21 protein-coding genes, 2 tRNA genes and 1 pseudogene are annotated in these 26,787 nt (G+C 72.7%); 20 read left to right on the forward strand and 4 right to left on the reverse strand.

Annotated features, from left to right (window positions below):
* The first annotated feature begins 21 nt into the window (after positions 1–21).
* From ACFY1T_RS05305 to ACFY1T_RS05360, 12 genes and pseudogenes are all read left to right on the forward strand, one after another.
* Positions 22–1,725 carry an LCP family protein gene (locus ACFY1T_RS05305; protein WP_390787053.1) on the forward strand — a complete coding sequence of 568 codons (1,704 nt, stop codon included), beginning with the start codon at positions 22–24 and terminating at the stop codon, positions 1,723–1,725.
* A 131-nt stretch (positions 1,726–1,856) separates the two neighbouring features.
* Complete coding sequence (gene rsfS, locus ACFY1T_RS05310) at positions 1,857–2,303, forward strand: ribosome silencing factor (RefSeq protein ID WP_030159316.1); 447 nt, start codon at positions 1,857–1,859, stop codon at positions 2,301–2,303.
* Positions 2,300–2,956, forward strand: a complete 657-nt coding sequence (locus tag ACFY1T_RS05315; protein ID WP_390787422.1) for a histidine phosphatase family protein — start codon at positions 2,300–2,302, stop codon at positions 2,954–2,956. Before rsfS ends, ACFY1T_RS05315 begins: the two co-directional genes overlap by 4 nt.
* 112 nt (positions 2,957–3,068) lie before the next feature.
* Positions 3,069–3,141: transfer RNA gene (locus ACFY1T_RS05320), tRNA-Ala, on the forward strand.
* Between the two features lie 144 nt (positions 3,142–3,285).
* Positions 3,286–3,519 (forward strand): hypothetical protein, encoded by a 234-nt coding sequence (locus ACFY1T_RS05325; RefSeq protein WP_008738908.1) that lies wholly within the window; start codon positions 3,286–3,288, stop codon positions 3,517–3,519.
* Between the two features lie 182 nt (positions 3,520–3,701).
* A tRNA-Ala gene (locus ACFY1T_RS05330) sits at positions 3,702–3,774 on the forward strand.
* 248 nt (positions 3,775–4,022) lie between these two features.
* The gene (gene leuS, locus ACFY1T_RS05335) at positions 4,023–6,893 is read left to right on the forward strand and encodes a leucine--tRNA ligase (RefSeq protein ID WP_390787054.1); all 2,871 of its coding nucleotides are present in this window, start codon (positions 4,023–4,025) and stop codon (positions 6,891–6,893) included.
* A gap of 180 nt (positions 6,894–7,073) precedes the next feature.
* Complete coding sequence (locus ACFY1T_RS05340) at positions 7,074–7,817, forward strand: hypothetical protein (RefSeq protein WP_390787055.1); 744 nt, start codon at positions 7,074–7,076, stop codon at positions 7,815–7,817.
* Positions 7,818–7,919: 102 nt separating this feature from the next.
* Positions 7,920–8,765, forward strand: a complete 846-nt coding sequence (locus ACFY1T_RS05345; protein WP_030862427.1) for a DegV family protein — start codon at positions 7,920–7,922, stop codon at positions 8,763–8,765.
* 419 nt (positions 8,766–9,184) lie between these two features.
* Entirely contained in the window at positions 9,185–9,949 is a 765-nt protein-coding gene (locus ACFY1T_RS05350) for a helix-hairpin-helix domain-containing protein (protein WP_390787056.1), read from the forward strand.
* Positions 9,946–12,318: pseudogene (locus ACFY1T_RS05355) on the forward strand (ComEC/Rec2 family competence protein); the annotation flags it as partial. The gene ACFY1T_RS05350 and the pseudogene ACFY1T_RS05355, both read left to right, overlap by 4 nt.
* Before the next feature lie 136 nt (positions 12,319–12,454).
* Positions 12,455–13,336: a YceI family protein gene (locus tag ACFY1T_RS05360; protein ID WP_078860404.1), complete on the forward strand. Its 882-nt coding sequence runs from the start codon at positions 12,455–12,457 to the stop codon at positions 13,334–13,336.
* A gap of 44 nt (positions 13,337–13,380) precedes the next feature.
* Here ACFY1T_RS05360 and ACFY1T_RS05365 read toward each other — a convergent pair whose 3' ends face one another.
* Complete coding sequence (locus ACFY1T_RS05365; RefSeq protein WP_037635347.1) at positions 13,381–13,623, reverse strand: hypothetical protein; 243 nt, start codon at positions 13,621–13,623, stop codon at positions 13,381–13,383.
* Positions 13,624–13,699: 76 nt separating this feature from the next.
* Here ACFY1T_RS05365 and holA point away from each other — a divergent pair, with 76 nt between their 5' ends.
* Positions 13,700–14,692 (forward strand): DNA polymerase III subunit delta, encoded by a 993-nt coding sequence (gene holA / locus ACFY1T_RS05370; protein ID WP_390787057.1) that lies wholly within the window; start codon positions 13,700–13,702, stop codon positions 14,690–14,692.
* A gap of 251 nt (positions 14,693–14,943) precedes the next feature.
* Here the strand turns inward: holA and rpsT are convergent, their stop codons facing one another.
* Entirely contained in the window at positions 14,944–15,210 is a 267-nt protein-coding gene (gene rpsT / locus ACFY1T_RS05375; RefSeq protein WP_030010251.1) for a 30S ribosomal protein S20, read from the reverse strand.
* Between the two features lie 211 nt (positions 15,211–15,421).
* Here rpsT and lepA point away from each other — a divergent pair, with 211 nt between their 5' ends.
* The 3 genes from lepA (at position 15,422) to hemW (ending at position 20,690) form a co-directional block, all read left to right on the forward strand.
* Complete coding sequence (lepA, locus tag ACFY1T_RS05380) at positions 15,422–17,287, forward strand: translation elongation factor 4 (protein WP_383515664.1); 1,866 nt, start codon at positions 15,422–15,424, stop codon at positions 17,285–17,287.
* Between the two features lie 190 nt (positions 17,288–17,477).
* Positions 17,478–19,367: a long-chain fatty acid--CoA ligase gene (locus ACFY1T_RS05385; protein WP_030862439.1), complete on the forward strand. Its 1,890-nt coding sequence runs from the start codon at positions 17,478–17,480 to the stop codon at positions 19,365–19,367.
* 90 nt (positions 19,368–19,457) lie between these two features.
* Positions 19,458–20,690, forward strand: coding sequence for a radical SAM family heme chaperone HemW (gene hemW / locus ACFY1T_RS05390; protein WP_030862442.1), 1,233 nt, complete (start codon positions 19,458–19,460; stop codon positions 20,688–20,690).
* A gap of 103 nt (positions 20,691–20,793) precedes the next feature.
* Here hemW and ACFY1T_RS05395 read toward each other — a convergent pair whose 3' ends face one another.
* A complete protein-coding gene (locus ACFY1T_RS05395; protein WP_390787058.1) occupies positions 20,794–21,591 on the reverse strand; it encodes a DUF3097 domain-containing protein in 798 nt (265 codons plus the stop codon).
* A 28-nt stretch (positions 21,592–21,619) separates the two neighbouring features.
* Entirely contained in the window at positions 21,620–22,345 is a 726-nt protein-coding gene (locus ACFY1T_RS05400) for an MBL fold metallo-hydrolase (protein ID WP_390787059.1), read from the reverse strand.
* Between the two features lie 155 nt (positions 22,346–22,500).
* Here ACFY1T_RS05400 and hrcA point away from each other — a divergent pair, with 155 nt between their 5' ends.
* The 4 genes from hrcA to ACFY1T_RS05420 all read left to right on the forward strand — a co-directional run bounded on the left by hrcA (position 22,501) and on the right by ACFY1T_RS05420 (position 26,639).
* Complete coding sequence (hrcA, locus tag ACFY1T_RS05405; protein ID WP_229345436.1) at positions 22,501–23,517, forward strand: heat-inducible transcriptional repressor HrcA; 1,017 nt, start codon at positions 22,501–22,503, stop codon at positions 23,515–23,517.
* Positions 23,518–24,657, forward strand: a complete 1,140-nt coding sequence (gene dnaJ, locus ACFY1T_RS05410) for a molecular chaperone DnaJ (RefSeq protein ID WP_030862453.1) — start codon at positions 23,518–23,520, stop codon at positions 24,655–24,657.
* Between the two features lie 147 nt (positions 24,658–24,804).
* On the forward strand, positions 24,805–25,896 hold the full coding sequence (locus ACFY1T_RS05415; protein ID WP_390787060.1) for a nitronate monooxygenase: 1,092 nt from the start codon (positions 24,805–24,807) through the stop codon (positions 25,894–25,896).
* Positions 25,893–26,639 (forward strand): 16S rRNA (uracil(1498)-N(3))-methyltransferase, encoded by a 747-nt coding sequence (locus ACFY1T_RS05420; protein WP_390787061.1) that lies wholly within the window; start codon positions 25,893–25,895, stop codon positions 26,637–26,639. Before ACFY1T_RS05415 ends, ACFY1T_RS05420 begins: the two co-directional genes overlap by 4 nt.
* Positions 26,640–26,787: the final 148 nt, after the last annotated feature.

Raw genomic sequence — 26,787 nt, forward strand, 5'->3', positions numbered from 1 at the left:
TCCGGAGAAAGGGGCCCCGCGGTGAACGACCGACAGGATCCGTACGACCCGTATGCCGCCCAGGAGCAGCAGCTCATCGGCTACGACCCGTACGGGCGGCCGGTGTACGGCCAGGTGCCCGCGCAGCCCGCCCCCGGGCAGCAGTACGACCAGCAGTACGACCAGGGCTACGAGCAGCAGCAGTACGGCTACGACCCCCAGGGCTACGCGCGGCAGCAGCAGGCGTACTACCAGCAGCCGCAGCAGCCGGCCGCCCCCGCGTACGGGCAGCAGGAGTACCCCCAGGCCCCCGGCCACGGGTACGACACGCAGCAGGCCCCGCAGTGGATCCCGCAGCAGGCCGCCCCCGAGCCCGTCGCCCCCGAGCCCCCCGCTCCCGCCCCGGCCCCCGCGGCCGAGCCGGAGCCGCCGCGCCCCGACCGCGTCCCCGAACCGCGCCGGTCCGAGGGCGGGCCGTCCGACCCGGACTACCGCACCGAGCAGTTCGCCTTCATCGACCAGCCGGACGAGGACTCCGAGGACGTCATCGACTGGCTCAAGTTCACCGAGAGCCGCACCGAGCGCCGCGAGGAGGCCCGCCGCCGCGGCCGCAACCGCGTGGTCGCCCTGATCGTCGTCCTCGCCCTCTTCGTCGTCGCGGGCGCCGGCTACCTCTGGTACGCGGGCAAGCTGCCGTTCCTCGACGGGCCCGGCCAGAAGAAGGGCGCGGCGGCCGCCGCCGGACCGCAGAAGCGGGACATGATCGTCGTCCACCTGCACAACACCAAGAAGGGCGGCACCTCCACGGCGCTGCTCGTCGACAACGTCACCACCAAGAAGGGCGCCACCGTCCTGCTGCCGAACACGCTGGGCGTCGCGAAGGACGACGGCACCGGCACGGCCCTCGGCAAGGCGGTCGAGGAGGGCGGCGTGGGCGTCAAGGACTCCCTCGACTCGGTGCTCGGCACCCACATCGGCGGCACCTGGCGCCTGGACACCCCCTTCCTGGAGAACCTGGTCGAGCTGGTCGGCGGCATCGAGGCCGACACCGACGTCGCGGTCCCGGCCGACGACGCCGCCAAGATCCCGGCCGTGGGCCAGGGGCCGAAGCAGCACCTCAGCGGTGCGATGGCCGTCGCGTACGCCACGTACCGCGGTCAGGGCGAGCCGGAGGCCAAGCAGCTGGACCGGTTCGGCAAGGTGCTCCACGCAGTGCTGCGCAAGGTTCCCGGAGACGCGAAGTCGGCGACCGTCACCGTCGAGAGCATGGGCCAGATCCTCGACCCCTCCCTGAACGCCCAGACCCTCGGCGCCCTGCTGGCCAAGCTCGGCGAGCACGCCAAGGAGGGCGCGTACCGCACGGACGTCCTCGCGGTGAAGCCCGACGGCACGCTCAGCGACGACGCCAACAAGAACGTCGTCAAGGAAGTGCTCGGCGGCAGCTTCACCGCCGCCCAGGCCGGAGCCGCACCGCGCGTCGGCCTCAAGGACGCCACCGGCGACGAGAAGACGCAGGTCGCGGCCAAGGCGACGCTGCTGAACGGCGGCTACACCTTCGTGGACGGCGGCAAGGCCGACAAGACCCTGCCCACCACGCAGATCACGTACCAGGACGACGCGCAGCGGGCGAAGGCGGTCGACGTGGCCAAGACCCTGGGCCTGCCGGAGACCGTGGTGAAGAAGGGCGAGAACGCCGTGAACGCCGACATCGTGGTGACCCTCGGCAAGGACTACAAACCGTCCTGACCAGCCCTTGGACCGGGCCCGACCAGGCCCTCGGGCGATGCCCCGGCCCGCGCGCGACGCTGCGCGCGGGCGCGGTCGGCGGTACATGAGACCCTTGTATGGATCTGCCCGCCAACCCGAAAGCATGGCCAGTGACCGCCACGGACCGCTCCATCGAGCTCATCACCGCCGCCGCCCAGGCCGCGGCCGACCGGCTCGCGCACGACATCATCGCGTACGACGTCAGCGACGTGCTGTCGATCACCGACGCCTTCCTGCTCGCCTCGGCGCCCAACGACCGCCAGGTCAAGTCGATCGTCGACGAGATCGAGGAGCGCCTCCTCAAGGAGCTCGGCGCCAAGCCGGTGCGCCGCGAGGGCGACCGCGACGCCCGCTGGATCCTGCTCGACTACATCGACATCGTCGTCCACGTGCAGCACAGCGAGGAGCGGGTCTTCTACGCGCTGGAGCGCCTGTGGAAGGACTGCCCCGAGATCGAGCTGCCCGAGGACGCCAAGCTCACCAAGGGCAAGGCGGAGGAGCACGCCAAGCTGCGCGAGGCGGCGGGCGACGAGGACCTGGACGGTGATCTGTTCTGAGCGCGACCCCCACCCGCACGACGGGCCGGAAGATCGTTCTCTGGCGGCACGGCCAGACCTCGTGGAACCTGGAGCGCCGCTTCCAGGGCTCCACGGACATCGAGCTGACCGAGACGGGTGTGGCGCAGGCGCGCCGCGCCGCCCGGCTGCTCGCCTCGCTGAAGCCGGCCGCCATCGTGGCCTCGGACCTGCGGCGGGCCTCCGCCACGGCCGCCGAGCTGGCCGCCGTCACGGGCCTGCCCGTGACGCACGACGCCGCGCTGCGCGAGACGTACGCCGGTGAGTGGCAGGGCCTCACGCACGAAGAGATCATCGAGAAGTACGGCGAGCAGTACGCGGCGTGGAAGCGCGGCGAACCGGTCCGCCGCGGCGGCGGCGAGCTGGAGACCGAGGTCGCCGACCGGGCGGCGCCGGTGGTGCTCGAGCACGCCGACCGGCTGCCGGACGGCGGCACGCTCGTCGTGGTCAGCCACGGCGGCACCATCCGTACGACGATCGGCCGGCTGCTGGGCCTGGACGCGTACGACTGGGAGGGCCTGGGCGGGCTCTCCAACTGCTGCTGGTCCGTCCTCGGTGAGGGCGCGCGCGGCTGGCGTCTGATGGAGCACAACGCCGGCACGCTGCCGGAACCGGTGCTCGGCGACGACGACTGAGCCCGCCTCAGGGCGGCTCCCACCCGGATTTCACTTTCCGGCTGGTCACAGGCTAGAGTTCTTCTTGTTCGCAGCGCGGAACACCGGAAACGGGGGGAGCGCGGCGGAGAGCGGGGCTATAGCTCAGTTGGTAGAGCGCCTGCATGGCATGCAGGAGGTCAGGAGTTCAATTCTCCTTAGCTCCACAATCAGGATCCCGTCCCCAACAGGGGGCGGGATCCTTCCGTTTGTTCCTTCGGTGCCTGCTGACCTGCCCCGCACCCGCGTGGCAGAATCGGGACCGCCGGAGGGGGAGTCGACGGCCCGACGTGGGAGGGAGTCGCTGACGGATGGGTGCACACCGGCGGCGGTGCGACTGGTGCAACAACGGCACGCCGATCGTGCGGGACATGGACCCGGTCAACCCCGACTACCAGTACTGGTGCGAGGAATGCGCGCGGGCGCTGATCATAAAAGGCGACCCGATCGAGACGTACCGCGAGCTGGAGGGGGAGCCGATCTACGGCCGACTGCTCGACGAGCACTGCACGCTCAAGCGGTTCTACCAGTTCGCGAGAGCGTAGCGACGGGCTCCGGGAGCGGCTCCGGGCGCTCGGAGCCGTCGCACGCGCGTGGGACGAAACGGGCGAAATCGAGCGGCCGGAAACCGATTTTTGGACCTGAGCCATGACCGTGTAATGTTCTCGATGTCGCCAGGGGGAACCGGCAAGGGAAACCGAGCAGGGGCCCGGCGGCAGAGAAGCAAGGGGCTATAGCTCAGTTGGTAGAGCGCCTGCATGGCATGCAGGAGGTCAGGAGTTCAATTCTCCTTAGCTCCACAGTGAAGAAGAGGGCCACCCGGATCGGGTGGCCCTCTTCTCGTTGTGCGGAACGGTCGAGCGGCCGCCGGACCCGCTGCGGTACCCTGGCGCCATGCGTGCCGTACGCCTTCTGCTTACCGAGCCGCGCTGATCAGTGCCGACCCTCCGAGACGGTCGGCATCGGCGCGGCGTCCCCTCCTGTGCGAGGGGTTTTTTCGTTTGGGCAGGCAGAGACGGCAGAGACGATCGATGGAGCTTCAGGAATCATGAGCGAGACGAACACCCCGGCCCCCGAGGCGGCCGAGGCGCACCGTTACACGGCTGCCATGGCCGCCGACATCGAGGCACGCTGGCAGGACGTATGGGACGCGCAGGGCACGTACGAGGCCCCGAACCCGACCGGTGACCTGGCGGGCGACGCGGCGGTCGTCGCGCGCCCCAAGAAGTTCATCATGGACATGTTCCCGTACCCGTCCGGTGCGGGCCTGCACGTCGGCCACCCGCTGGGGTACATCGCCACCGACGTCTTCGCCCGCCACCAGCGGATGAGCGGCCACAACGTCCTGCACACCCTGGGCTTCGACGCGTTCGGCCTGCCGGCCGAGCAGTACGCCGTGCAGACCGGCACGCACCCGCGCGTCTCCACCGAGGCGAACATCGAGAACATGAAGGTCCAGCTGCGCCGGCTGGGCCTGGGCCACGACAAGCGCCGCTCGTTCGCGACGATCGACCCGGACTACTACAAGTGGACCCAGTGGATCTTCCTGCAGATCTACAACTCCTGGTACGACGCGGACGCGGCCAAGGCGCGCCCGATCGCCGAGCTGGTCGCCGCCTTCGAGGACGGCTCCCGTGAGGTCCCCGGGGGCCGCTCCTGGGCCGAGCTGACCGCGGGCGAGCGGGCCGACGTGCTGAACGAGCACCGGCTGGCCTACGCCTCGGACGCGCCCGTCAACTGGTGCCCCGGGCTGGGCACCGTACTGGCCAACGAGGAGGTCACCGCGGACGGCCGCTCCGAGCGCGGCAACTTCCCGGTCTTCAAGTCCAAGCTGAGCCAGTGGAACATGCGGATCACCGCCTACGCGGACCGCCTGATCGACGACCTGGACGCGCTGGACTGGCCCGAGGCCATCAAGCTGCAGCAGCGCAACTGGATCGGCCGCAGCGAGGGCGCGCGCGTCGACTTCGCCGTCGGCGACGACGCCATCACGGTGTTCACCACGCGCCCCGACACCCTGTTCGGCGCCACCTACATGGTGCTGGCGCCCGAGCACGCGCTGGTCGAGAAGATCGTCCCCGCCGAGTGGCCCGAGGGCACGCACCAGCTGTGGACCGGTGGCGCCGCGACCCCCGGCGAGGCCGTGGACGCGTACCGCAAGCAGGCCGCCGGGAAGTCGGACGTCGAGCGCCAGGCCGAGGCCAAGGACAAGACCGGCGTCTTCACCGGCGCGTACGCGGTCAACCCGGTCAGCGGCGACCTGGTCCCCGTCTTCATCGCGGACTACGTGCTGATGGGCTACGGCACCGGCGCGATCATGGCCGTCCCGGCCCACGACGGCCGCGACTTCGAGTTCGCGCGCGCCTTCGAGCTGCCGATGCGCTGCGTCGTGGAGCCCTCGGACGACCGCGACGCCGACCCGGCGGAGTGGGAGGACGCCTTCTCCTCGTACGACGGCACCATCGTGAACTCGACCGGCGAGGGCGTCTCCCTGGACGGCCTGGGCGTCGTCGAGGCTAAGGCCGCCATCACGGCCTGGCTGGCCGAGCGGGGCATCGGCGAGGGGACGGTCAACTTCCGGCTGCGCGACTGGCTGTTCAGCCGCCAGCGCTACTGGGGCGAGCCCTTCCCGATCGTCTACGACGAGGACGGCGTCGCGCACCCGCTGCCCGCCTCGATGCTGCCGCTGGAACTGCCCGAGGTCGAGGACTACTCGCCGCGCACCTTCGAGCCGGACGACGCGGCCTCGAAGCCGGAGACCCCGCTGTCGCGCAACGAAGAGTGGGTCAACGTCGAGCTGGACCTGGGCGACGGGCGCGGGGTGCGCTCCTACCGGCGCGAGACCAACACCATGCCCAACTGGGCCGGTTCCTGCTGGTACGAGCTGCGCTACCTGGACCCGAACAACGCCTCGGCGCTGGTCGACCCGGAGATCGAGCAGTACTGGATGGGTCCGCGCGAGGGCGCGCCGCACGGCGGCGTCGACCTGTACGTGGGCGGCGCCGAGCACGCGGTGCTGCACCTGCTGTACGCGCGCTTCTGGTCCAAGGTGCTGTTCGACCTGGGCCACGTGTCGTCGGCCGAGCCGTTCCACAAGCTGTTCAACCAGGGCATGATCCAGGCGTACGCCTACACCGACGCGCGCGGTGTGTACGTCCCGGCGGCCGAGGTCGAGGAGCGCGACGGCGGCTGGTTCTTCCAGGGCGAGCCGGTCAAGCGCGAGCACGGCAAGATGGGCAAGTCCCTGAAGAACGCCGTCACGCCGGACGAGATCTGCGAGGAGTACGGCGCGGACACCCTGCGCCTGTACGAGATGGCGATGGGCCCGCTGGACGTCTCGCGTCCGTGGGACACCCGGGCCGTGGTGGGCCAGTACCGGCTGCTGCAGCGCCTGTGGCGCAACATCGTGGACGAGGAGTCCGGCGCGGTCACCGTCGTGGACGGCGAGCCGGGCGAGGACACCCTGCGAGCGCTGCACAAGGCGATCGACGGGGCGGGCGCGGACATGGCGGGGCTGCGCTTCAACACGGCCATCGCGAAGATCACCGAGCTGAACAACTTCCTGACGAAGGCCGGCCGTCCGCTGGAGCGCTCGGTCGCGGAGCGGCTGGTCCTGCTGATCGCCCCGCTGGCCCCGCACATCGCGGAGGAGCTGTGGCACCGCCTGGGCCACACCGCCTCGGTGGTCCACCAGGACTTCCCGGTGGCGGACCCGGCGTACGTCGTGGACGAGAGCGTCACCTGCGTCGTGCAGATCAAGGGCAAGGTCAAGGCCCGTCTGGAGGTGCCGCCGGCGATCTCCGAGGGCGACCTGGAGCAGCTGGCGCTGGGTGACGAGGCGGTCGTGGCGGCGCTGGGCGGGGCCGAGATCCGCAAGGTGATCGTGCGCGCTCCGAAGCTGGTGAACATCGTCGTGTGACGTGCGTCGTGCGTCGTGAGACGTGTGAAGTGTGACGTGCTACGTGTGACGTGTAACCCCGGGTGACCATGGTCTAGGGGTTGTCCCGTACGGGCAGGTTGGGGGTCCGATTGGAACCCCCGGCCTGCCCGTGGCGTTTACGGTGGAGGGGACGGAGACGGCAGGGGAAGGGAGCCTCTCATGGAGGCCGGCGCGTTGATCATCATCTTTGCCCTGTTGGTGCTGTTCGCCTTCCTGGGACTGGGTGCCTGGGCCACCGTGAAGGCGGTCGGGGCGGCGAAGCGCGGCGTGGACCGCACGATCACGCAGGCCCGCCGGACCGTGGAGGACACGGCGCTGAAGGCGAAGAGCTTCGGGCAGGTCGGCGTGGCGGGGGCGCTCGCGCAGCTGCGGCTCGACCTGCGGACGTCGATGCGGGCCACGCAGCAGGCGCTGTACCAGGGGGTTCAGGCGGACGCCTCGCTGAAGGAGTCGATCGGGCTGTTCGAGCGGCTGAGCGCGCACGGTTACGAGCTGGACGACGAGCTGAAGCGGCTGGAGCAGGAGCCGGACCGGGCACGGATCGGCGCGATGCTGCCCGAGCTGAGGGAGCGGACCGCCAAGATCACGGAGGCGGCGGATTCGCTGCGCTGGGCCGCCCGCGACCGGGCGCGGCGCTTCGCGGAGGACGAGCTGTCGTCGCTGTCGGCGCAGATCGAGGTCGAATCCGGGGCGCTGCGGGACTGGTCCCGGGAGTCGGTGGACGACCTGGCCGCGGCGGCCGCGGCCTGGGACGCGCAGCAGCCGCCCGCGGGATCCGCAGCGCGTACGGGCTCGACCGGGTCCGCCGGGCGGGCTCCGGAGCCCCCGGCGGCCCTGAACCCGACGCCCCCGCAGACCGGCTACCCGTGGCAGAAGGCGCCGCGGCCGGAAACGACGACCTGAGGCGCTCGACCCTTCCGGGCAGCGGCGAGCCGGCACCCCTCCCGTCCCTCCGACCAGGGGTCGGGCTGCCGTCGAGCCCCCACGGGCGGTAACCTCCGGCTCATGTCCCGCCATGTCGCGATCGTCACCGATTCCACGGCCTACCTGCCCCAACCGGCCATGACGCGGCACGGAATCACCTCCGTCCCGCTGACCGTGGTCCTCGGCGACGAGGCCCTCGAAGAGGGCACCGAGATCTCGGCCCGCAGCCTCGCCCTGGCGCTGCAGAAGCGCCGCCCGGTCACCACCTCCCGCCCCAGCCCGGAGGAGTTCGTACGGGCCTACCAGGCGGCCGCGGAGGCCGGCGCGACCGGCATCGTCAGCCTGCACCTGTCCGCCGAGTTCTCCGGCACCTACGACGCCGCCGTCGTCGCCGCCAAGACGGCCCCCGTGCCCGTCCGGGTCGTGGACACCGGCATGGTGGCGATGGCCCTCGGGTTCTGCGCCCTCGCCGCGGCAGAGGTGTCCGAAGCCGGCGGTTCCGTCGACGAGGCGGTGGCCGCCGCCGAGAAGCGGGCCGCGGACATGTCCGCGTACTTCTACGTCGACACCCTCGACTACCTGCGCCGCGGCGGCCGCATCGGGGCGGCCCAGGCCCTCCTGGGCTCCGCCCTCGCCGTCAAGCCGCTGCTCACCCTGCAGGGCGGGAGGATCGAGATGCTGGAGAAGGTGCGCACGGCGTCCAAGGCCATCGCCCGCCTGGAGGAGCTGGCCGTGGAGCGCGCCGGGGCGGGCAGCGTCGACGTGGCCGTGCACCACCTCGCGGCGCCCGAGCGGGCCGAAAAGCTCGCGCAGCGGCTGCGCGAACGCATCCCCGGCCTGGTCGAACTGCACGTCAGCGAGGTCGGCGCGGTGATCGGCGCGCACACCGGGCCGGGGCTGCTGGCGGCGGTCGTCTCGCCCCGCTGATCACCGGAACGGGTGGCGGAGTTATCCACAACGACCGGGATTTCCACCGGAATTGATAAGTCCGAACCGGTGTCGGGATTGGCCCCTACCGTCGTGCCATGACTCTTCGCACACGTACCTCGCCCTCCTCCGGAGCCACCAGCGGTCCCGGCCGGTCCCGTCTCTCTGACGGGAGGCTGCGCCATCGCGGGGGGCGCCCGCGTCCACACCGTCCCGACCGTCCCGAACCCGCCGCGGTGCGCCGCCGGGCCGAAGCCCTGCTGGGCGGCGGCCCTGCGCCCGGGGACGGTCCTGTGCCCGGTGGAGGCCGTGCGCCCGCGGCCGGCCCTGAGCCCGGTGGCGGGCCGCCGCTCGACGCCGGCGCGCCGCCGTCCCCGCCACCGGGGGTGGCGCCGAGCGCGGGGCCCGGGATCCGGTCCGTGGCCGATCCGCCGCCCGGCGGGACCCCCGGCGGGACCCCGCCGGGCGGGGAGGGCCCGCCGTCCGCGGGAGCCGGGCTCTCCGGGGGAGCCGCGCTGCGGCTCGCCGTGCGGGAGCGGCTGCCGGTGTGGCTCCAGGCCCGGTGCGCGGTGGAGCCGCGCACGGTGGCCGCCGTGGGGGTGGTGCTGGCCGCCGCCGTCGCCTTCGGGGCGCAGCAGTTCTGGACCGCCCGGCCGCAGCCGGTGACCGCGCCCCAGGTGGTCGCCCCGGCGACGGCCCCGGGGCCGAGCCGCGGGCCCGCCGCCGCGGGCGGAGGCGAAGGCGCGCGGATCGTGGTGGACGTCAGCGGCAAGGTGCGCGATCCCGGCGTACGGCGGCTGCCCGCCGGGGCGCGGGTCGAGGACGCGCTGGCCGCCGCCGGGGGAGTGCGGCCCGGTGCGGACACGAGCGGGCTCAACCGGGCCCGGGTGCTGGTCGACGGCGAGCAGGTGGTGGTCGGCGCCCCGGCGCAGCCCGCCCCGGGCGGGCCGGGGTCCGGGACCGTCCCGGGCGCCGGCGGCGGTGGCGCTGCCGGGCCTTTGAGCCTCGGCACGGCCACCGTGGAGCAGCTCGACGGCCTGCCCGGGGTCGGCCCGGTGCTGGCGCAGCACATCGTGGAGTTCCGGACCGCCCGCGGCGGCTTCCGCTCGGTGGAGGAGCTCCGGCAGGTCGACGGCATCGGCGAGCGGCGGTTCGCCGATCTGCGCAAGCTGGTCCGGCCGTGAGGCGCCCGGAGGAGCCGGGCCCGGTCGATCTGCGCCTGGTCGTACCGGCGCTGGCCGCCTGGGCGTCGGCCGCCCTCGCCCTCGACGCGCCGGTCGGCCGGACCGCCGCCGCGGCCGGGCTCGGGGTCCTCGGCGCGGGGCTGCTGCTCCTGGCCGCCTGCAGCCGCCCCGAGTCGCTGTGGCGGATCGGCCCGGCCGCGGCCGCCGTCCTGCTCTGCGCCGCCGCCGGGGCCGGGGTGGCGGGGCTGCAGCGGGCCGAGGAGCGGGCCGGGCCGGTCGTGGGGCTCGCGGGGGAGCAGGCCCGGGTCCTCGCCGAGCTCACCGTCGGCTCCGATCCGCGGTCGGCCCGCGGGGGGAGCGGGCCGCCCGTGGTCGTCCTGGACGCGGTGCTGACCCGGGTGACCGGGCCCGACGGAACGCAGACCCGGGTCGAGACCCCCGTACGGGTGCTGGCCGGGCATCCGCAGTGGGCCCGGCTGCAGCCCTCCACCCGGGTCGCGGTCGTCGCGAGGCTGGCCCCGGGGCGGGCCGGGGAGCGGGCCGTGGCGGTGCTGCGGCCCGCGGGGGACACCCCGCCGCGGGTGACCGGCGGGCCCGACACCGTCCAGCGGATCGCCGGGAAGCTGCGGGCGGGGCTGCGCGAGGCCACCGGGGGACTCGCCCCGGACGCCCGGGCCCTGCTGCCGGGGCTGGTCGTCGGGGACACCTCCCGGGTGCCGCCCGACCTCGACGAGGCGTTCCGGGCGACCGACCTGCTGCATCTGCTGGCCGTGTCCGGGTCGAACCTGACCGTGGTGCTGTTCCTGCTCATCGGCCCGCCCGCCGCCGCGCAGCGGGCCGAGCGGGGCGGCCTGGCACCCCGCCTCGGGCTGTCCCTGCGGGCGACGGCCCTGTGCGGGGCGGCGCTGACCGCGGCCTTCGTGGTGGTGTGCCGACCGGATCCGAGCGTGCTGCGGGCCGCGGTCTGCGGGGCGATCACCCTCCTGGCCATCGCCACCGGGCGGCGCAGGTCCCTGGTGCCCGCGCTGGCGGCGGCCGTCCTGCTGCTGGTGCTCTGCGATCCGTGGCTCGCCCGCAGCCCCGGCTTCCTGCTCTCGGTCCTGGCCACCGGATCCCTGCTGACGCTCGGCCCGCGCTGGAGCGAAGCGCTGCGGCGGCGCGGGACGCGGCCCCGGATCGCCGAGGCGCTCGCCGCCGCCGCTGCCGCCCAGGCGGTGTGCGCGCCCGTGGTCGCCGTGCTCTCGGCCCGGGTGAGCCTGGTGGCGGTGCCCTGCAACCTGCTCGCCGAGCTCGCTGCGGGCCCGGCCACCGTGCTCGGCTTCGCGACGCTCGCGGCGGCGCCGGTGTGCATGCCCGTCGCCGAGCTGCTGGCCCGGTGCGCCGGGGTGCCGGCCGGGTGGATCGCCGGCGTGGCCCGCGTCGGGGCGCGGCTGCCGGGCGCGGAGCTGGCCTGGCCGGGCGGGCTCACCGGGGGGCTGCTGCTGGCCGGCGCCACCCTGGCCGTCGTGGGGCTCGGCGCGCGGATCAGGCACCGGCCGTGGGTGTGCTCCGCGCTGGCCGTACTGCTGCTCCTGGCCGTACTGCGGCCGCCGCAGCTGACCCGTACGCTCACCCGCTGGCCGCCGCCCGACTGGAGCTACGTGCAGTGCGCGGTGGGGCAGGGCGACGCCGCCGTACTCGCCGTCGGCCCGGGCACGGCCGTCGTGGTGGACGCCGGTCCGCAAGCGGGCCCGGTGGACGCGTGCCTGCGCGCCCTGGGGGTGAGCCGGGTGCCGCTGCTCCTGCTGACGCACTTTCACGCCGACCACGTCGGCGGCCTGTCCGGGGTGCTGCGGGGCCGGTCCGTGGGTGTGATTCAGACCACCACGCTGGAGGAGCCGGCCGCTCAGGCCGAGTTCGTCCGGCGGACCGCGGCGGCCGCGCGCGTACCCGTCGTGGCGGCCGCGGCGGGCGAGCGGCGGCGGACCGGGCCGCTGGAGTGGCAGGTGCTGTGGCCCTCGCCCGACGGGCCGCGGCCGGAGGGGCCCAACGACGCCAGCGTCGCCCTGCTGGTCCGCAGCGCGGGCCTGACCCTGCTGCTGCTCGGCGATCTCGAACCGCCTTCGCAGGAAGCCCTTTTGAGGTCCCGTCCGGACCTGGGTCCGGTCGATGTCCTCAAGGTCGCCCACCACGGTTCCGCCCACCAGGACCCCGGCCTCCAGGACCGGATCCGGCCCCGGCTCGCGCTGGTCCCCGTCGGTGCGGGCAACCGCTACGGGCACCCGGCACCGGGCACTCTCGCGCGGCTGCGGGCCATGGGCGCGACCGTGCTGCGCACCGATACCGACGGTTCGATCGCCGTGGCCGGGAGCGGTCCGGGGATGCGGGCGTTCCCCTCGGGTCGCCGACGGCGCCGACACGGGCATACCGGACACCGCCTTTCCGTTTGCCCGCAACCCGACAGCATGATCGAATGCGTCTTCGCCAGAGCGGTACAAGTCCACACAGCACGGGGGTGCATCAACCATGTTCGGTCGCAGAAGGGGGATGGAGACGGGCGGAAGCGGCGGTCAGGACACATCCGCGACGCTGACGCTGCCTCATACGGCGCGGCTGCTCAGCTGTCGTGTCCTCGACACGGTTCACCAGCCGGTCAGACAGGCCAGGTTCGAAGTGACCGACCCGATCGGGCGGCGCATCGTCAGCGGCGAGACCGATCCGTACGGCGGGTTCACCGCGGCCGTGCCGGAGGGCGAGTACCGGCTCACCGTCACCGCCGAGGGCTACGCGCCGTTCCACGGGGCGACGCTGGTGGGGGACCCGGCGCAGCCCGGCACCGGGGAGATCGTGCTCGACGCCGTGGAACCGCCGCTGCTGCCGGCGCCGGGCCACTGGGAGCTCGACCCGGCGCATTCGTCCATCGCCTTCACCGCGCAGCACATCGGCTTCGCCCGGATCCGCGGCCGGTTCAACACCTTCGCCGGCGGGGTGCGGATAGCCGACCGCATGGAGGACTCCTCCATGCACGTGATCATCGACGCGGCGAGCATCGACACCGGCATGCGGATGCGGGACGACCACCTGCGGTCCGCCGACTTCCTGGACGCGGCCCGGTACCCGACGGTCGAGTTCTACAGCGAGCGGTTCATCCACCGCAGCGGCAGCCGCTGGGCCGTCGCGGGCGCCCTGACCCTGCACGGGGCCAGCCGCTCGGTGACCCTGGACACCGAGTACCTGGGTCTCGGCACCGGGTTGGAGGGCGAGCCGCGCGCGGCCTGCCGGGCGACCGCCGAACTGCACCGCGAGGACTTCAGCCTCAACTGGCAGTCCGTACTGGCTCAAGGGATAGCGGCGATCGGCTCGAGCGTGGAAGTGGTGCTCGACGTCCAGATCGTGCACAAGGCCTAGGCGTGCCCGCGAAGTAGCGCCGGCCGCCCGGAGGGCCGGCGCGGCTACGGGGTTTCCAGCCAGCCCTCGTACTCGGCCGCGAGGCCGTCCAGCACCGTGGCGTCGAGCCGTTCCTGCGGGTCTTCGACGACCACCAGCCACTGGGCGTCCTCGGCGTCGTCCTCGCCGGCGAGGGCGTCGCGGAACAGCTGCGGCTCCTCGGGGAGGCCGAAGCGGTCCACGGCCTCCTGGGCCACCTCCTCGGCGGCGTCGCGGTCGGGCAGCACCAGTACATGTCGCACGTTCACCGGGCCATTCTCCGGGATGCGGCGGGGGAGGCCGCGGTGCGGGGGGCTGTCAGTGCGGCGTGGGATGCTGGACGCGATGGCCACCAGGAAGAACTCCACCGACGATCCGCTCGCCCCGCTCACCCTCGCGGTGGGGCAGGAGGACCTGCTGCTCGACCGCGCCGTACGGGAGGTGGTGGCGGCCGCCCGGGCCGTCGACGCCGATACGGACGTGCGCGACCTCGCACCGGAGCAGCTCCAGCCCGGCACGCTCGCCGAGCTCACCAGTCCCTCGCTCTTCTCCGAGCGCAAGGTGCTGGTCGTACGCAATGCGCAGGACCTCTCCGCCGACACGGTCAAGGAGGTCAAGGCGTACCTCGCGGCGCCGTTCGAGGAGATCACCCTCGTGCTCCTCCACGCGGGCGGGGTCAAGGGCAAGGGGCTGCTGGACGCGGCCCGCAAGGCCGGGGCCCGGGAGGTCGCCTGCCCGAAGATGACGAAGGCCGCGGACCGGCTGGCGTTCGTGCGGGGAGAGTTCCGCACGCTGGGCCGGTCGGCGACCCCGGAGGCGTGCCAGACGCTGGTCGACGCCATCGGGAGCGATCTGCGGGAGCTCGCGAGCGCGGCCGCGCAGCTGTGCGCGGACGTCGAGGGCACGATCGACGAGTCCGTGGTCGGCCGGTACTACACGGGCCGGGCCGAGGCCTCCAGCTTCACGGTCGCCGACCGGGCGGTCGAGGGCCGGGCGGCGGAAGCCCTCGAAGCCCTGCGGTGGTCGCTGTCCACGGGGGTGGCGCCGGTGCTGATCACCAGCGCGCTCGCGCAGGCGGTGCGGGCCATCGGCAAGCTGGCCTCCGCCCCGCGCGGCGCCCGTCCGGGCGACCTCGCCCGGGACCTGGGGATGCCGCCCTGGAAGATCGACCGGGTCCGTCAGCAGATGCGGGGCTGGTCGGCGGACGGTGTCGCGGACGCCCTGCGCGCCGTCGCCGCGGCCGATGCCGGGGTCAAGGGCGGCGGCGACGACCCGGAGTACGCCCTGGAGAAGGCGGTCGTGGCCGTGGCCCGGGCGGCCCGTCCCCAGCGCCGGTAACCGGCCGCCCCCAGCGCCGGTAACCGTCCCGTCGCCGGTGACCCGGCAGCGGCTCGCCGGCCGCCGGCCGGCAGACCCTCCGGGCAAGGCGAAGGCCCCGGGGGCCGCCCTGGGGAAGGGTGGCTCTCGGGGCCTTCGTTACTTCTTGTTGCGCCGCACCCGCGTGGCGAACGCTTCGTGTGCGGCGCGGGGTGCCGGTCAGGAGCGGGAGAGAGGGCCCGCTGGGTCCGTTCCGGCGATCACATCAGAGCTCAGCCCTGGAGGGAGGCAACCTTGGTGGCCAGCGCCGACTTCTTGTTGGCGGCGGCGTTCTTGTGGATGACACCCTTCGAGACAGCCTTGTCGAGCGCACGCGCGGCGGCGCGAGAAGCCACGGTGGCCTTCTCGACGTCACCGGCGAGGACGGCCTCGCGGGCCTTGCGGATCGCGGTCTTGAGCGAAGACTTGACGGCCTTGTTGCGCAGGCGCGCCTTCTCGTTCGTCTTGTTCCGCTTGATCTGGGACTTGATGTTCGCCACGAAAGAGCCTTTTCAGGTTCAGAGTTTGATCTTCGGATTGTGTCCCGACAGCTGAGAGGGCATACGAGACACAGCTGCCCAGGCTACCAGGCGCGCTCCGACCGGCCCAAACCGAGCGCATCGCCCCGTCCATGGGACCATGGGAGCCTGCGTACAGATCCGACGAGAGCCGGAAACGCTTCCGACTGCGACCCGAGAATCAGGACACTGCGTGCCCGCGATCCCCAGCCACGTGCCCGAGCCGAGCCGTACCGACCCGGCGCTGATCCGCAATTTCTGCATCATCGCGCACATCGACCACGGCAAGTCGACGCTCGCCGACCGGATGCTCCAGCTCACCGGCGTCGTCGACCAGCGGCAGATGCGCGCCCAGTACCTCGACCGCATGGACATCGAGCGTGAGCGCGGCATCACGATCAAGTCCCAGGCGGTCCGACTGCCCTGGGCGCCCACCGTGGGCGAGGGCCAGGGCAAGACGCACATCCTCAACATGATCGACACCCCCGGGCACGTCGACTTCACGTACGAGGTCTCGCGCTCCCTCGCTGCCTGCGAGGGCACGGTCCTCCTCGTGGACGCCGCACAGGGCATCGAGGCCCAGACCCTCGCCAACCTGTACCTGGCGATGGAGAACGACCTCGCGATCGTCCCCGTCCTGAACAAGATCGACCTGCCGGCCGCCCAGCCGGAGAAGTTCGCCGAGGAGCTCGCGAACCTGGTCGGCTGCCAGCCCGAGGACGTCCTGCGGGTCTCCGCGAAGACCGGCCTCGGCGTGGACGCCCTGCTCGACAAGGTCGTCGCCACCGTCCCGGCCCCGGTCGGCGTCAAGGACGCCCCCGCCCGCGCGATGATCTTCGACTCGGTCTACGACTCCTACCGCGGTGTCGTGACGTACGTCCGTGTGGTCGACGGCCAGCTCAACAAGCGCGAGCGCATCCGGATGATGTCCACCGGCGCCACCCACGAGCTGCTGGAGATCGGTGTCTCCTCCCCGGAGATGACCCCGGCCGACGGCATCGGCGTCGGCGAGGTGGGCTACATCATCACCGGCGTGAAGGACGTCCGTCAGTCCAAGGTCGGTGACACGATCACCAGCCTGCACAACGGTGCGACCGAGGCCCTCGGCGGCTACAAGGACCCGAAGCCGATGGTCTTCTCGGGCCTGTACCCGCTCGACGGCTCCGAGTACCCCGACCTGCGCGAGGCCCTGGACAAGCTCCAGCTCAACGACGCCGCGCTCGTCTACGAGCCGGAGACCTCGGCGGCGCTGGGCTTCGGCTTCCGCGTCGGCTTCCTCGGCCTGCTCCACCTGGACGTGGTCCGCGAGCGCCTGGAGCGCGAGTTCGGCCTCGACCTGATCGCCACCGCGCCGAACGTGGTCTACCGCGTCGTCATGGAGGACGGCAAGGAGGTCACGGTCACCAACCCGAGCGAGTTCCCCGAGGGCAAGATCTCGGACGTGTTCGAGCCGGTCGTCCGGGCCACCGTGCTGGCGCCCACCGAGTTCATCGGCGCGATCATGGAGCTCTGCCAGACCCGCCGCGGCACGCTGCTCGGCATGGACTACCTCTCCGAGGACCGGGTGGAGATCCGCTACACCCTCCCCCTCGCGGAGATCGTCTTCGACTTCTTCGACCAGCTGAAGTCCAAGACCCGCGGTTACGCCTCCCTCGACTACGAGCCCACCGGCGAGCAGTCGGGCAGCCTGGTCAAGGTCGACATCCTGCTGCACGGCGACAAGGTCGACGCCTTCTCCGCCGTCACCCACAAGGACGCCGCGTACGCGTACGGCGTGCGGCTCGTCGCCAAGCTGCGCGAGCTCATCCCCCGGCAGGCCTTCGAGGTGCCGATCCAGGCGGCCGTCGGCTCGCGCGTCATCGCCCGCGAGACCATCCGCGCCATCCGCAAGGACGTCCTCGCCAAGTGCTACGGCGGTGACATCTCCCGTAAGCGGAAGCTGCTGGAGAAGCAGAAGGAAGGCAAGAAGCGCATGAAGATGGTCGGCTCGGTGGAGGTGCCCCAGGAGGCCTTCATCGCCGTTCTCTCCAGCGACGAGTCCGGCGGCAAGAAGAAGTAGCCGCCGCGACCGGCGTCGTGCGAAACAAGCCCCCGTGCCGATGCACGGGGGCTTGTTTCGTTATGAATCGGCCGCTCGCGGACTCTTACGTCCCGGCCGGTGGCCACCTAGTCTGATCACTGCTCGATGGTTACTCGCCAGTTACAAGCCCCTGAATAACACGCCCTGCCGCGTGGTCCGGAGGACGTCCGTGAGCGACACACAGACCTTGATCGAGAACCGCCCGCCCACCGTGGCGGCCCTCTTCCTTGAGCGTGTCGCCGCCACGCCGAACGCCGAGGCCTACCGGTTCCCGGTGCCCGCGGCCGGCGGCAGCGGCCCCGACGACTGGAAGTCGCTGAGCTGGGGACAGGCGGCCGAGCGGGTCTTCGGCATCGCCGCCGGCCTGCTGGAGCTGGGCCTGCAGCCCGAGGACCGGGTCGCGCTCGCCTCCAACACCCGCGTCGAGTGGATCCTCTCGGACCTCGGCGTCATGTGCGCCGGCGGCGCGGTGACCACGATCTACCCCAGCACCAACGCCGAGGAATCGGCGTTCATCCTCTCCGACTCGGCCAGCCGCGTGCTGATCGCCGAGGACGCCTCCCAGCTCGCCAAGGCCCGCGAGCGCCGCGCCGACCTGCCCGAGCTCGCCCACGTGGTGGTCGTGGAGGCCGCCGACGCGGTACCGGCCGCGGACGATCCGGAAGGCTGGGTGCTCTCCCTCGCCGACCTGGAGGCGCGCGGCCGGGAGTACCTCGCCAAGCACCCCGAGGCGGTCAAGGAGCGGATCGCGGCCATCACCGCCGACCAGCTCGCCACCCTCATCTACACCTCGGGCACCACCGGCCGTCCCAAGGGCGTACGGCTCCCGCACGACAACTGGTCGTACATGGCCAAGGCCACCGTCGCCACCGGCATGATCTCCAGCACCGACGTCCAGTACCTGTGGCTGCCGCTCGCGCACGTCTTCGGCAAGGTCCTGACCTCCGGACAGATCGAGGTCGGGCACGTCACCGCCGTCGACGGCCGCATCGACAAGATCATCGAGAACCTGCCGGTCGTCCAGCCCACCTACATGGCGGCCGTCCCCCGCATCTTCGAGAAGGTCTACAACGGGGTCGCCGCCAAGGCCCGGGCCGGCGGCGGCGCCAAGTACAAGATCTTCCAGTGGTCGGTCGGCGTCGCCCGCGAGTACGCCAAGACCACCCAGGACAACCACCGCCGCACCGGCAGCCCCGCGGTCCCCTTCGGCCTCGCCACCAAGCACAAGATCGCCGACGCGCTCGTCTACTCCAAGCTCCGCGAGGCCTTCGGCGGCCGGCTGCGCGCCGCCGTCTCCGGCGCCTCCGCGCTCGCCCCCGAGATCGGCTACTTCTTCGCCGGCGCCGGCATCAACATCCTCGAGGGCTACGGCCTCACCGAGTCCAGCGCGGCCTCCTTCGTCAACCCCGGCGAGGCCTACCGCACCGGCACCGTCGGCAAGCCGCTCCCCGGCACCGAGGTCCGCATCGCCGACGACGGCGAGATCCTGCTGCGCGGCCCCGGCATCATGCAGGGCTACCACCTGCAGCCCGAGAAGACCGCCGAGGTGCTGGAGGAGGACGGCTGGCTGCACACGGGCGACATCGGCGAGCTCTCGCCCGACGGCTACCTGCGCATCACGGACCGCAAGAAGGACCTGATCAAGACCTCGAACGGGAAGTACGTCGCGCCCGCCGAGATCGAGGGGCGGTTCAAGGCGATCTGCCCGTACGTGTCGAGCATCGTCGTGCACGGTGCGGACCGGAACTTCTGCGCCGCCCTGGTCGCGCTCGACGAGCCGTCGATCATGGGCTGGGCCGCCGAGAACGGCCTGGAGGGCAGGACGTACGCCGAGGTCCTGGCCGCGGCGGAGACGAACCGGCTGGTCGAGACGTACGTCCAGACGCTGAACGAGGGCCTCCAGCGCTGGCAGACGGTCAAGAAGTTCCGGATCCTGCCCCGCGACCTCGACGTGGAGCACGGCGACCTCACGCCCAGCCTCAAGCTGAAGCGGCCGGCCGTCGAGCGTGAGTTCAAGCACCTGATCGACGAGATGTACGAGGGCTCGCGCGAGGCGTAGCGCGGCCACGGGCGGCGGCGCGGGCGGTACGAGGGGCCCGGGGGCGGCGTGAGCGGCCGGGCCCCCGGCCGGGTGCGGGACAATGGGGGCATGCCTTCCGCACTGCCCGACGGTGAACCCATGCCCGAAGACGGCTCGCTGCCGTCGCATGCCCTGGCGGGTGCCGGGGACCGGCCGCTCGGGTTCTACCTGCACGTCCCGTACTGCGCCACGCGGTGCGGGTACTGCGACTTCAACACGTACACCGCGACCGAGCTGCGCGGCACCGGCGGCGTGCTCGCCTCCCGGGAGAACTACGCCGACACCCTGATCGACGAGGTCCGCCTCGCCCGCAAGGTGCTCGGCGACGACCCGCGGGCCGTGCGGACGGTGTTCGTGGGCGGCGGCACGCCCACGCTGCTGCCCGCCGCGGACCTCGTACGGATGCTCGCGGCGATCCGGGACGAGTTCGGGCTCGCCGAGGACGCCGAGGTCACCACGGAGGCCAATCCGGAGTCGGTGAACCCGGAGTACCTGGCGGAGCTGCGGGCGGGCGGCTTCAACCGGGTCTCCTTCGGCATGCAGAGCGCGAAGCAGCACGTCCTGAAGGTGCTCGACCGCACGCACACCCCGGGCCGGCCGGAGGCGTGCGTCGCGGAGGCGCGCGCGGCGGGCTTCGACCACGTGAACCTGGACCTGATCTACGGCACGCCGGGGGAGACCGACGAGGACTGGCGCGCGTCCCTGGCCGCCGCGCTCGGGGCCGGCCCGGACCACATCAGCGCGTACGCGCTGATCGTGGAGGAGGGCACTCAGCTGGCACGGCGGATCCGGCGGGGCGAGGTCCCGATGACGGACGACGACGTGCACGCCGACCGGTACCTGATCGCGGACTCGGTGATGGCCGAGGCCGGGTACGACTGGTACGAGGTCTCGAACTGGGCCACCTCGGAGGCGGGCCGCTGCCTGCACAACGAGCTGTACTGGCGCGGCGCCGACTGGTGGGGCGCCGGCCCCGGCGCCCACTCGCACGTCGGCGGGGTCCGCTGGTGGAACGTGAAGCACCCGGGCGCCTACGCCGCCGCCCTCGCGGAGGGCCGCTCCCCGGGCGCCGGCCGCGAACTCCTCTCCGAGGAGGACCGCCGGGTGGAGCGGATCCTGCTGGAGCTCCGCCTGGTGGACGGCGTCCCGCTGTCCCTGCTGGCCCCGGCCGGCCTCGCGGCCTCCCGCCGCGCCCTCGCCGACGGCCTCCTGGAAGCCGCCCCGTACGAGGCGGGCCGCGCCGTGCTGACCCTCCGCGGCCGCCTCCTGGCCGACGCGGTGGTCCGCGACCTGGTGGACTGACCCCTCGGAGGAGTGAATCCGTACGCGCTCCGCCGCGGCCGGGCCGTCTCTTGCGGATCTTGCCCGGCCCGCGCCGCCCGGCAAAGGATCCGAAAGAGACGACCTAGCCCGTGACGAAGTCGATCAGCTCCTCCACCCGCCCCAGCAGGACCGGCTCCAGGTCCTTGTAGGACCTCACGCGGGACAGGACGTGCTGCCAGGCGGCGCCGGTGTTCTGCGGCCAGCCCAGCGCCCTGCAGACGCCCGTCTTCCAGTCCTGGCCCGGCGGGATCACCGGCCACGCGGCGATGCCCAGCGCGGACGGCTTCACCGCCTGCCAGACGTCCACGTACGGGTGGCCGACGACCAGGACGTCCGACGAGGTCACCGACGCCGCGATGCGGGACTCCTTCGAACCCGGGACCAGGTGGTCCACCAGGACGCCGAGGCGGGCGTCGGCCGTCGGGGCGAAGTCCGCGACCACCGCGGGGAGGTCGTCGACGCCCTCCAGGTACTCCACCACCACGCCCTCGATCCGCAGGTCGTCACCCCAGACCCGCTCCACCAGTTCCGCGTCGTGCCGGCCCTCCACGTAGATCCGCCCGGCGCGCGCCACGCGGGCGCGCGCCCCCGGGACGGCGACCGAGCCCGATGCCGTACGCAAGGGGGCCGCGGGCGCCCGTGAGGGGCGGGTCAGGGTCACCACGGCGCCCTCCAGCAGGAACCCCCGCGGCTCCAGCGGGAACACCCGCCGCTTGCCGAAGCGGTCCTCCAGGGTCACCGTGCCCGCCTCGCAGGCCACCACCGCGCCGCAGAAGTCCGTACCCGCCACCTCGACCACGAGGTCGGTGTCCGCCGGCACCTCCGGCACCGGCTTGGGGCGCTTCCACTGCGGGGTCAGGTCGGGGGAGTACTCGCGCATCCGGCCGAGAGTAGGAGAGAGCGCGGGCTCACGGGCCCGACACGCCGAACCGCCGTGCGAGTGTGTCGCGTTGCTCACGGAGGAAGTCCGCGGAGACCACCGCTCCGTGACCCGGCACGTACAGTGCGTCGTCCCCGCCCAGCGACAGCAGCCGGTCGATCGCCGCCGGCCAGCGCGCCGGCAGCGCGTCGCTGCCCGCCTGGGGCTCCCCCGACTCCTCGACCAGGTCCCCGCAGAACACCGTCTCGCGCTCGCCCGGCACGAACACCGCCAGGTCGTACGGGGAATGGCCGGGCCCGACGTTGGCCAGCAGCGCCTGCACCCCGCCCAGCTCCAGCGTCCATTCGCCCGACACGGAGTGGCGCGGCACCACCAGCAGGTCCACCGCCTCGGCGGCCTCGGCCTCCGCGAGCCCGTGCGCGACCGCGCCGGCGCGCAGCTCCTCCCGGCCCGCCGACAGCTCCGCGTCCAGCCCGACGGCTCCGTACACCTCCGCCCCGGCGAACGCCGCGACGCCCAGTACGTGATCGAAATGGCCGTGCGTGAATGCGATATGCGTCACGCGCCGGCCGGTCAGCCGCTCCGCCTCGGCCCGCAGCTGCGCCCCTTCGCGCACGCACGAGCCCGGATCGATCAGGAGCACCGACTCGTCCCCCACCACCAGTCCCACCGTGCAATCCCACACCGGGAGCCGTCGCCGTCCGGTCCGCCCGGTCAGCCGCTCCCAGCCCGCCTCTTCCCAACGCACGTCCATGCCGCGACGCTACCTTGGCGGGCCGCCCTTGCCAGGGGCTGACTACCCGGCCGTACACTGGCCGGGGGATCTCTGGCACTCGAACGCCCGGAGTGCCAACGAAGCAGATCAAACCGACCACGACACGCGACGACGACCAGCTGGAGGTGTGCGCGATGCTCAGCGAACGCAGACTCGAGGTGCTGCGCGCCATCGTCCAGGACTACGTCGGGACGGAGGAGCCGGTCGGCTCCAAGGCGCTCACCGAGCGGCACCGGCTCGGCGTCTCGCCCGCCACCGTGCGCAACGACATGGCCGTGCTGGAGGACGAGGGCTACATCGCCCAGCCCCACACCAGCGCCGGCCGGATCCCCACGGACAAGGGCTACCGGCTCTTCGTCGACAGGCTGGCGGGGGTCAAACCGCTGTCGACGCCCGAGCGCCGGGCCATCCAGAACTTCCTCGACGGCGCCGTCGACCTCGACGACGTCGTCGGCCGCACCGTGCGGCTGCTCGCGCAGCTCACGCGGCAGGTCGCGGTCGTCCAGTACCCGAGCCTGACCCGGTCCACGGTCCGGCACGTCGAGCTGCTGTCGCTGGCTCCGGCCCGGCTCATGCTCGTGCTGATCACCGACACGGGCCGGGTCGAGCAGCGGCTCGTCGACTGCCAGACGCCGTTCGGCGAGACCTCGCTCGCCGATCTGCGGGCGCGGCTCAACAGCCGGGTCGTCGGGCGCCGGTTCACCGACGTGCCGCAGCTGGTGCAGGACCTGCCGGAGTCCTTCGAACCGGAGGACCGCGGCACGGTGTCGACCGTGCTCTCGACCCTGCTCGAGACGCTGGTCGAGGAGGCCGAGGAGCGGCTGATGATCGGCGGAACCGCCAATCTCACGCGCTTCGGACACGATTTTCCCCTGACGATCAGGCCGGTGCTCGAAGCGCTGGAGGAGCAGGTCGTGCTCCTCAAGCTGCTGGGCGAGGCCAACGAGTCGGGAATGGCCGTACGGATCGGGCATGAGAATGCCTACGAGGGACTGAACTCCACGTCCGTCGTCTCGGTCGGCTACGGTTCGGGCGGCGAGACAGTCGCCAAACTCGGCGTGGTCGGACCGACCCGCATGGACTACCCCGGAACGATGGGAGCGGTACGCGCAGTGGCACGTTACGTCGGACAGATCCTGGCGGAGTCGTAAGTGGCCACGGACTACTACGCCGTTCTCGGCGTGCGCCGCGACGCATCCCAGGACGAGATCAAGAAGGCCTTCCGCCGCCTCGCGCGTGAACTCCACCCGGACGTGAATCCGGACCCGAAGACGCAGGAGCGCTTCAAGGAGATCAACGCGGCGTACGAGGTGCTCTCGGACCCGCAGAAGAAGCAGGTCTACGACCTCGGCGGCGACCCGCTGTCCTCATCGGGCGGCGGCGCGGGCGCGGGCGGCTTCGGTGCGGGCGGCTTCGGAAACTTCTCCGACATCATGGACGCCTTCTTCGGCCAGGCCTCGCAGCGCGGACCGCGCTCGCGGACCCGCCGCGGCCAGGACGCCATGATCCGCCTCGACCTGGAGCTGGACGAGGCCGCCTTCGGCACGACCAAGGACATCCAGGTCGACACGGCCGTCGTCTGCACCACCTGCTCCGGCGAGGGCGCCGCCCCCGGCACCTCGGCGCAGACGTGTGACATGTGCCGTGGTCGCGGTGAGGTGTCGCAGGTCACCCGGTCCTTCCTGGGCCAGGTCATGACCTCGCGCCCCTGCCCCCAGTGCCAGGGCTTCGGCACCGTGGTCCCGACCCCGTGCCACGAGTGCGCGGGCGACGGCCGGGTCCGCTCCCGCCGCAGCCTCACGGTCAAGATCCCGGCCGGCGTCGAGAACGGCACCCGGATCCAGCTCGCGGGCGAGGGCGAGGTCGGCCCCGGCGGCGGCCCCGCCGGCGACCTGTACGTGGAGATCCACGAGCTGTCGCACCCGACCTTCCAGCGGCGCGGGGACGACCTGCACTGCACGGTGACCATCCCCATGACGGCCGCGGCCCTGGGCACCAAATGCCCGCTGGAGACCCTGGACGGCATGGAGGAGATCGACATCCGCCCCGGCACCGGGTCCGGCCAGTCGATCCCGCTGCACGGGCGCGGCGTCACGCACCTGCGCGGCGGCGGCCGCGGCGACCTGATCGTCCACGTCGAGGTCACCACCCCCGGCAAGCTGGACGCCCAGCAGGAGGAGCTGCTGCGCCAGCTCGCCAAGCTGCGCGGCGAGGAGCGGCCCATGGGTCAGTTCGCGCCGGGTCAGCAGGGCCTGTTCAGCCGCCTGAAGGACGCCTTCAACGGCCGCTGACCGGCCTGCCGGCACACGTACGAGCCCGGTCCGGGGATGCCCCGGACCGGGCTCGCCGCATCGATCCGGACGCCGCAGGGGAAGCGGACTATGCCAGGCGAATGCCGTGATTTAGCCCGCTGAGCGGGACATGGCACGATGCAGTCCATGTCCTCCGCACCGTACGGTCTCTCCCCCCACCCGATCGTGCAGGCTCCCATGGCGGGCGGCGCCTCCTGCCCGCCGCTCGCCGCCGCCGTCTGCGAGGCGGGCGCCCTGGGCTTCCTGGCCGGCGGCTACAAGACCGCCGACGGCATGTACCAGGAGATCAAACAACTGCGTGCGCTCACCCGGCGCCCGTTCGGCGTGAACCTCTTCATGCCGCAGACCGGGTACGTGGACCAGGCCGCCGTGGAGGCGTACCGCGGGCAGCTGGCCGGCGAGGCCAGCTGGTACGAGCTGTCCCTGGCCGACGAGGACATCATCGGCACCATCGACGACGGCTACGACGCCAAGCTCGCCATCCTCCTCGAAGACCCGGTCCCCGTGGTCTCGTTCACCTTCGGCTGCCCCGCGCCCGCGGTCCTCGCCGCCCTGCGCCAGGCCGGTACGTACTCCGTCGTCACGGTCACCTCGGTCGACGAGGCGCGCACCGCCCGGGCCGCGGGCGCCGACGCCCTGTGCGTCCAGGGCGTGGAGGCCGGCGGCCACCAGGGCACCCACCGCGACGACCCGCAGACGGACGGCACGGCGGGCGTGGGCCTGCTCGCGCTGGTGGCCCAGGTACGGGAGGCGGTGGACCTTCCGATCATCGCGGCGGGCGGCCTGATGCGCGGCTCGCAGATCGCGGCGCTGCTGGCGGCGGGAGCGGAGGCGGCGCAGCTCGGCACCGCGTTCCTGCCCTGCCCCGAATCGGGCGCGCACCCCCTGCACAAGCAGGCGCTGACAGACCCCCTGTTCCCCCACACCGAGCTGACCAGGGCGTTCTCGGGACGGCCGGCCCGGGGCCTGGTGAACCGGTTCATGCGGGAGCACGGGCCGTACGCCCCCGCCGCGTACCCGCAGATCCACCACATGACCGCCGGCCTGCGCAAGGCGGCCGCCGCGGCCGGGGACCCGCAGGGCATGGCCCTGTGGGCGGGCCAGGGGCACCGGCTGGCCCGGGCGCTGCCGGCGGGGGAGCTGGTGGAGGTGCTGGCGGCCGAACTGGCCGAGGCCCGGTCCGCGTTGAAGTCGACGAACGACAGGAGTACGTCATGACCGCCCCCGTGTTCGTGGTCGAAGAGGTCCCCGCGGGGCCGGAGTTCGTGCTCGACGGCCCCGAAGGCCGGCACGCGGTGTCCGTGAAGCGGCTGAACCCCGGTGAGGACGTGGTCCTGACCGACGGGCGCGGCCACTGGACGGAGGGCGTGGTCAAGGCCGCCGAGGGCAAGGACCGGCTGGTCGTCATGGACCTGCACTCGATCGAGGAGGAGCCGGAACCGGCCGTCCGGATCACCGTCGTCCAGGCCCTGCCCAAGGGCGACCGCGGCGAGCTCGCCGTCGAGACCATGACCGAGACCGGCGTGGACGCCATCGTCCCCTGGCAGGCCTCGCGCTGCATCACCCAGTGGCGCGGCGACCGCGGTGCCAAGTCCCTGGCCAAGTGGCGGGCCACGGCCCGGGAGGCGGGCAAGCAGTCCCGCCGGGTCCGCTTCCCCGAGGTGGCGGAGGCCATGTCCACCAAGCAGGTCGCGGCGCTGCTGGCCGGGGCCGACCTGGCGATGGTCCTCCACGAGGACCGGGACACCCCCTCGGAGGCGCTGGCCACGGCCGAACTCCCGGCCGGCGGATCCATCGTCCTGGTCGTCGGCCCGGAGGGCGGAGTCTCCCCGGAGGAGCTGGCCGTCTTCGCGGAGGCCGGAGCCCACCCCCACCGGCTGGGCTCCTCGGTCCTGCGCACCTCCACCGCCGGCACGGCGGCGACGGCGGTCCTGCTGGCGCGCACCGGCCGCTGGTCCTGAGCCGCCGGTCCTGGGCCGCGGCCACGCGCCGCGGTCCTGGCCGCGGTCCCGAGTCGCGGTCCCGAGTCCTCCCGAAACGCACATGAGGGCGCGGGCGGCGCCGGATACGATGCCGGGGCTGATCATCGTCGGCGCCGGCGGCCCGTCC

This window comes from Streptomyces sp. NPDC001194, assembly GCF_042896985.1.
In the GTDB taxonomy this organism is placed as follows: Bacteria; Actinomycetota; Actinomycetes; order Streptomycetales; family Streptomycetaceae; genus Streptomyces.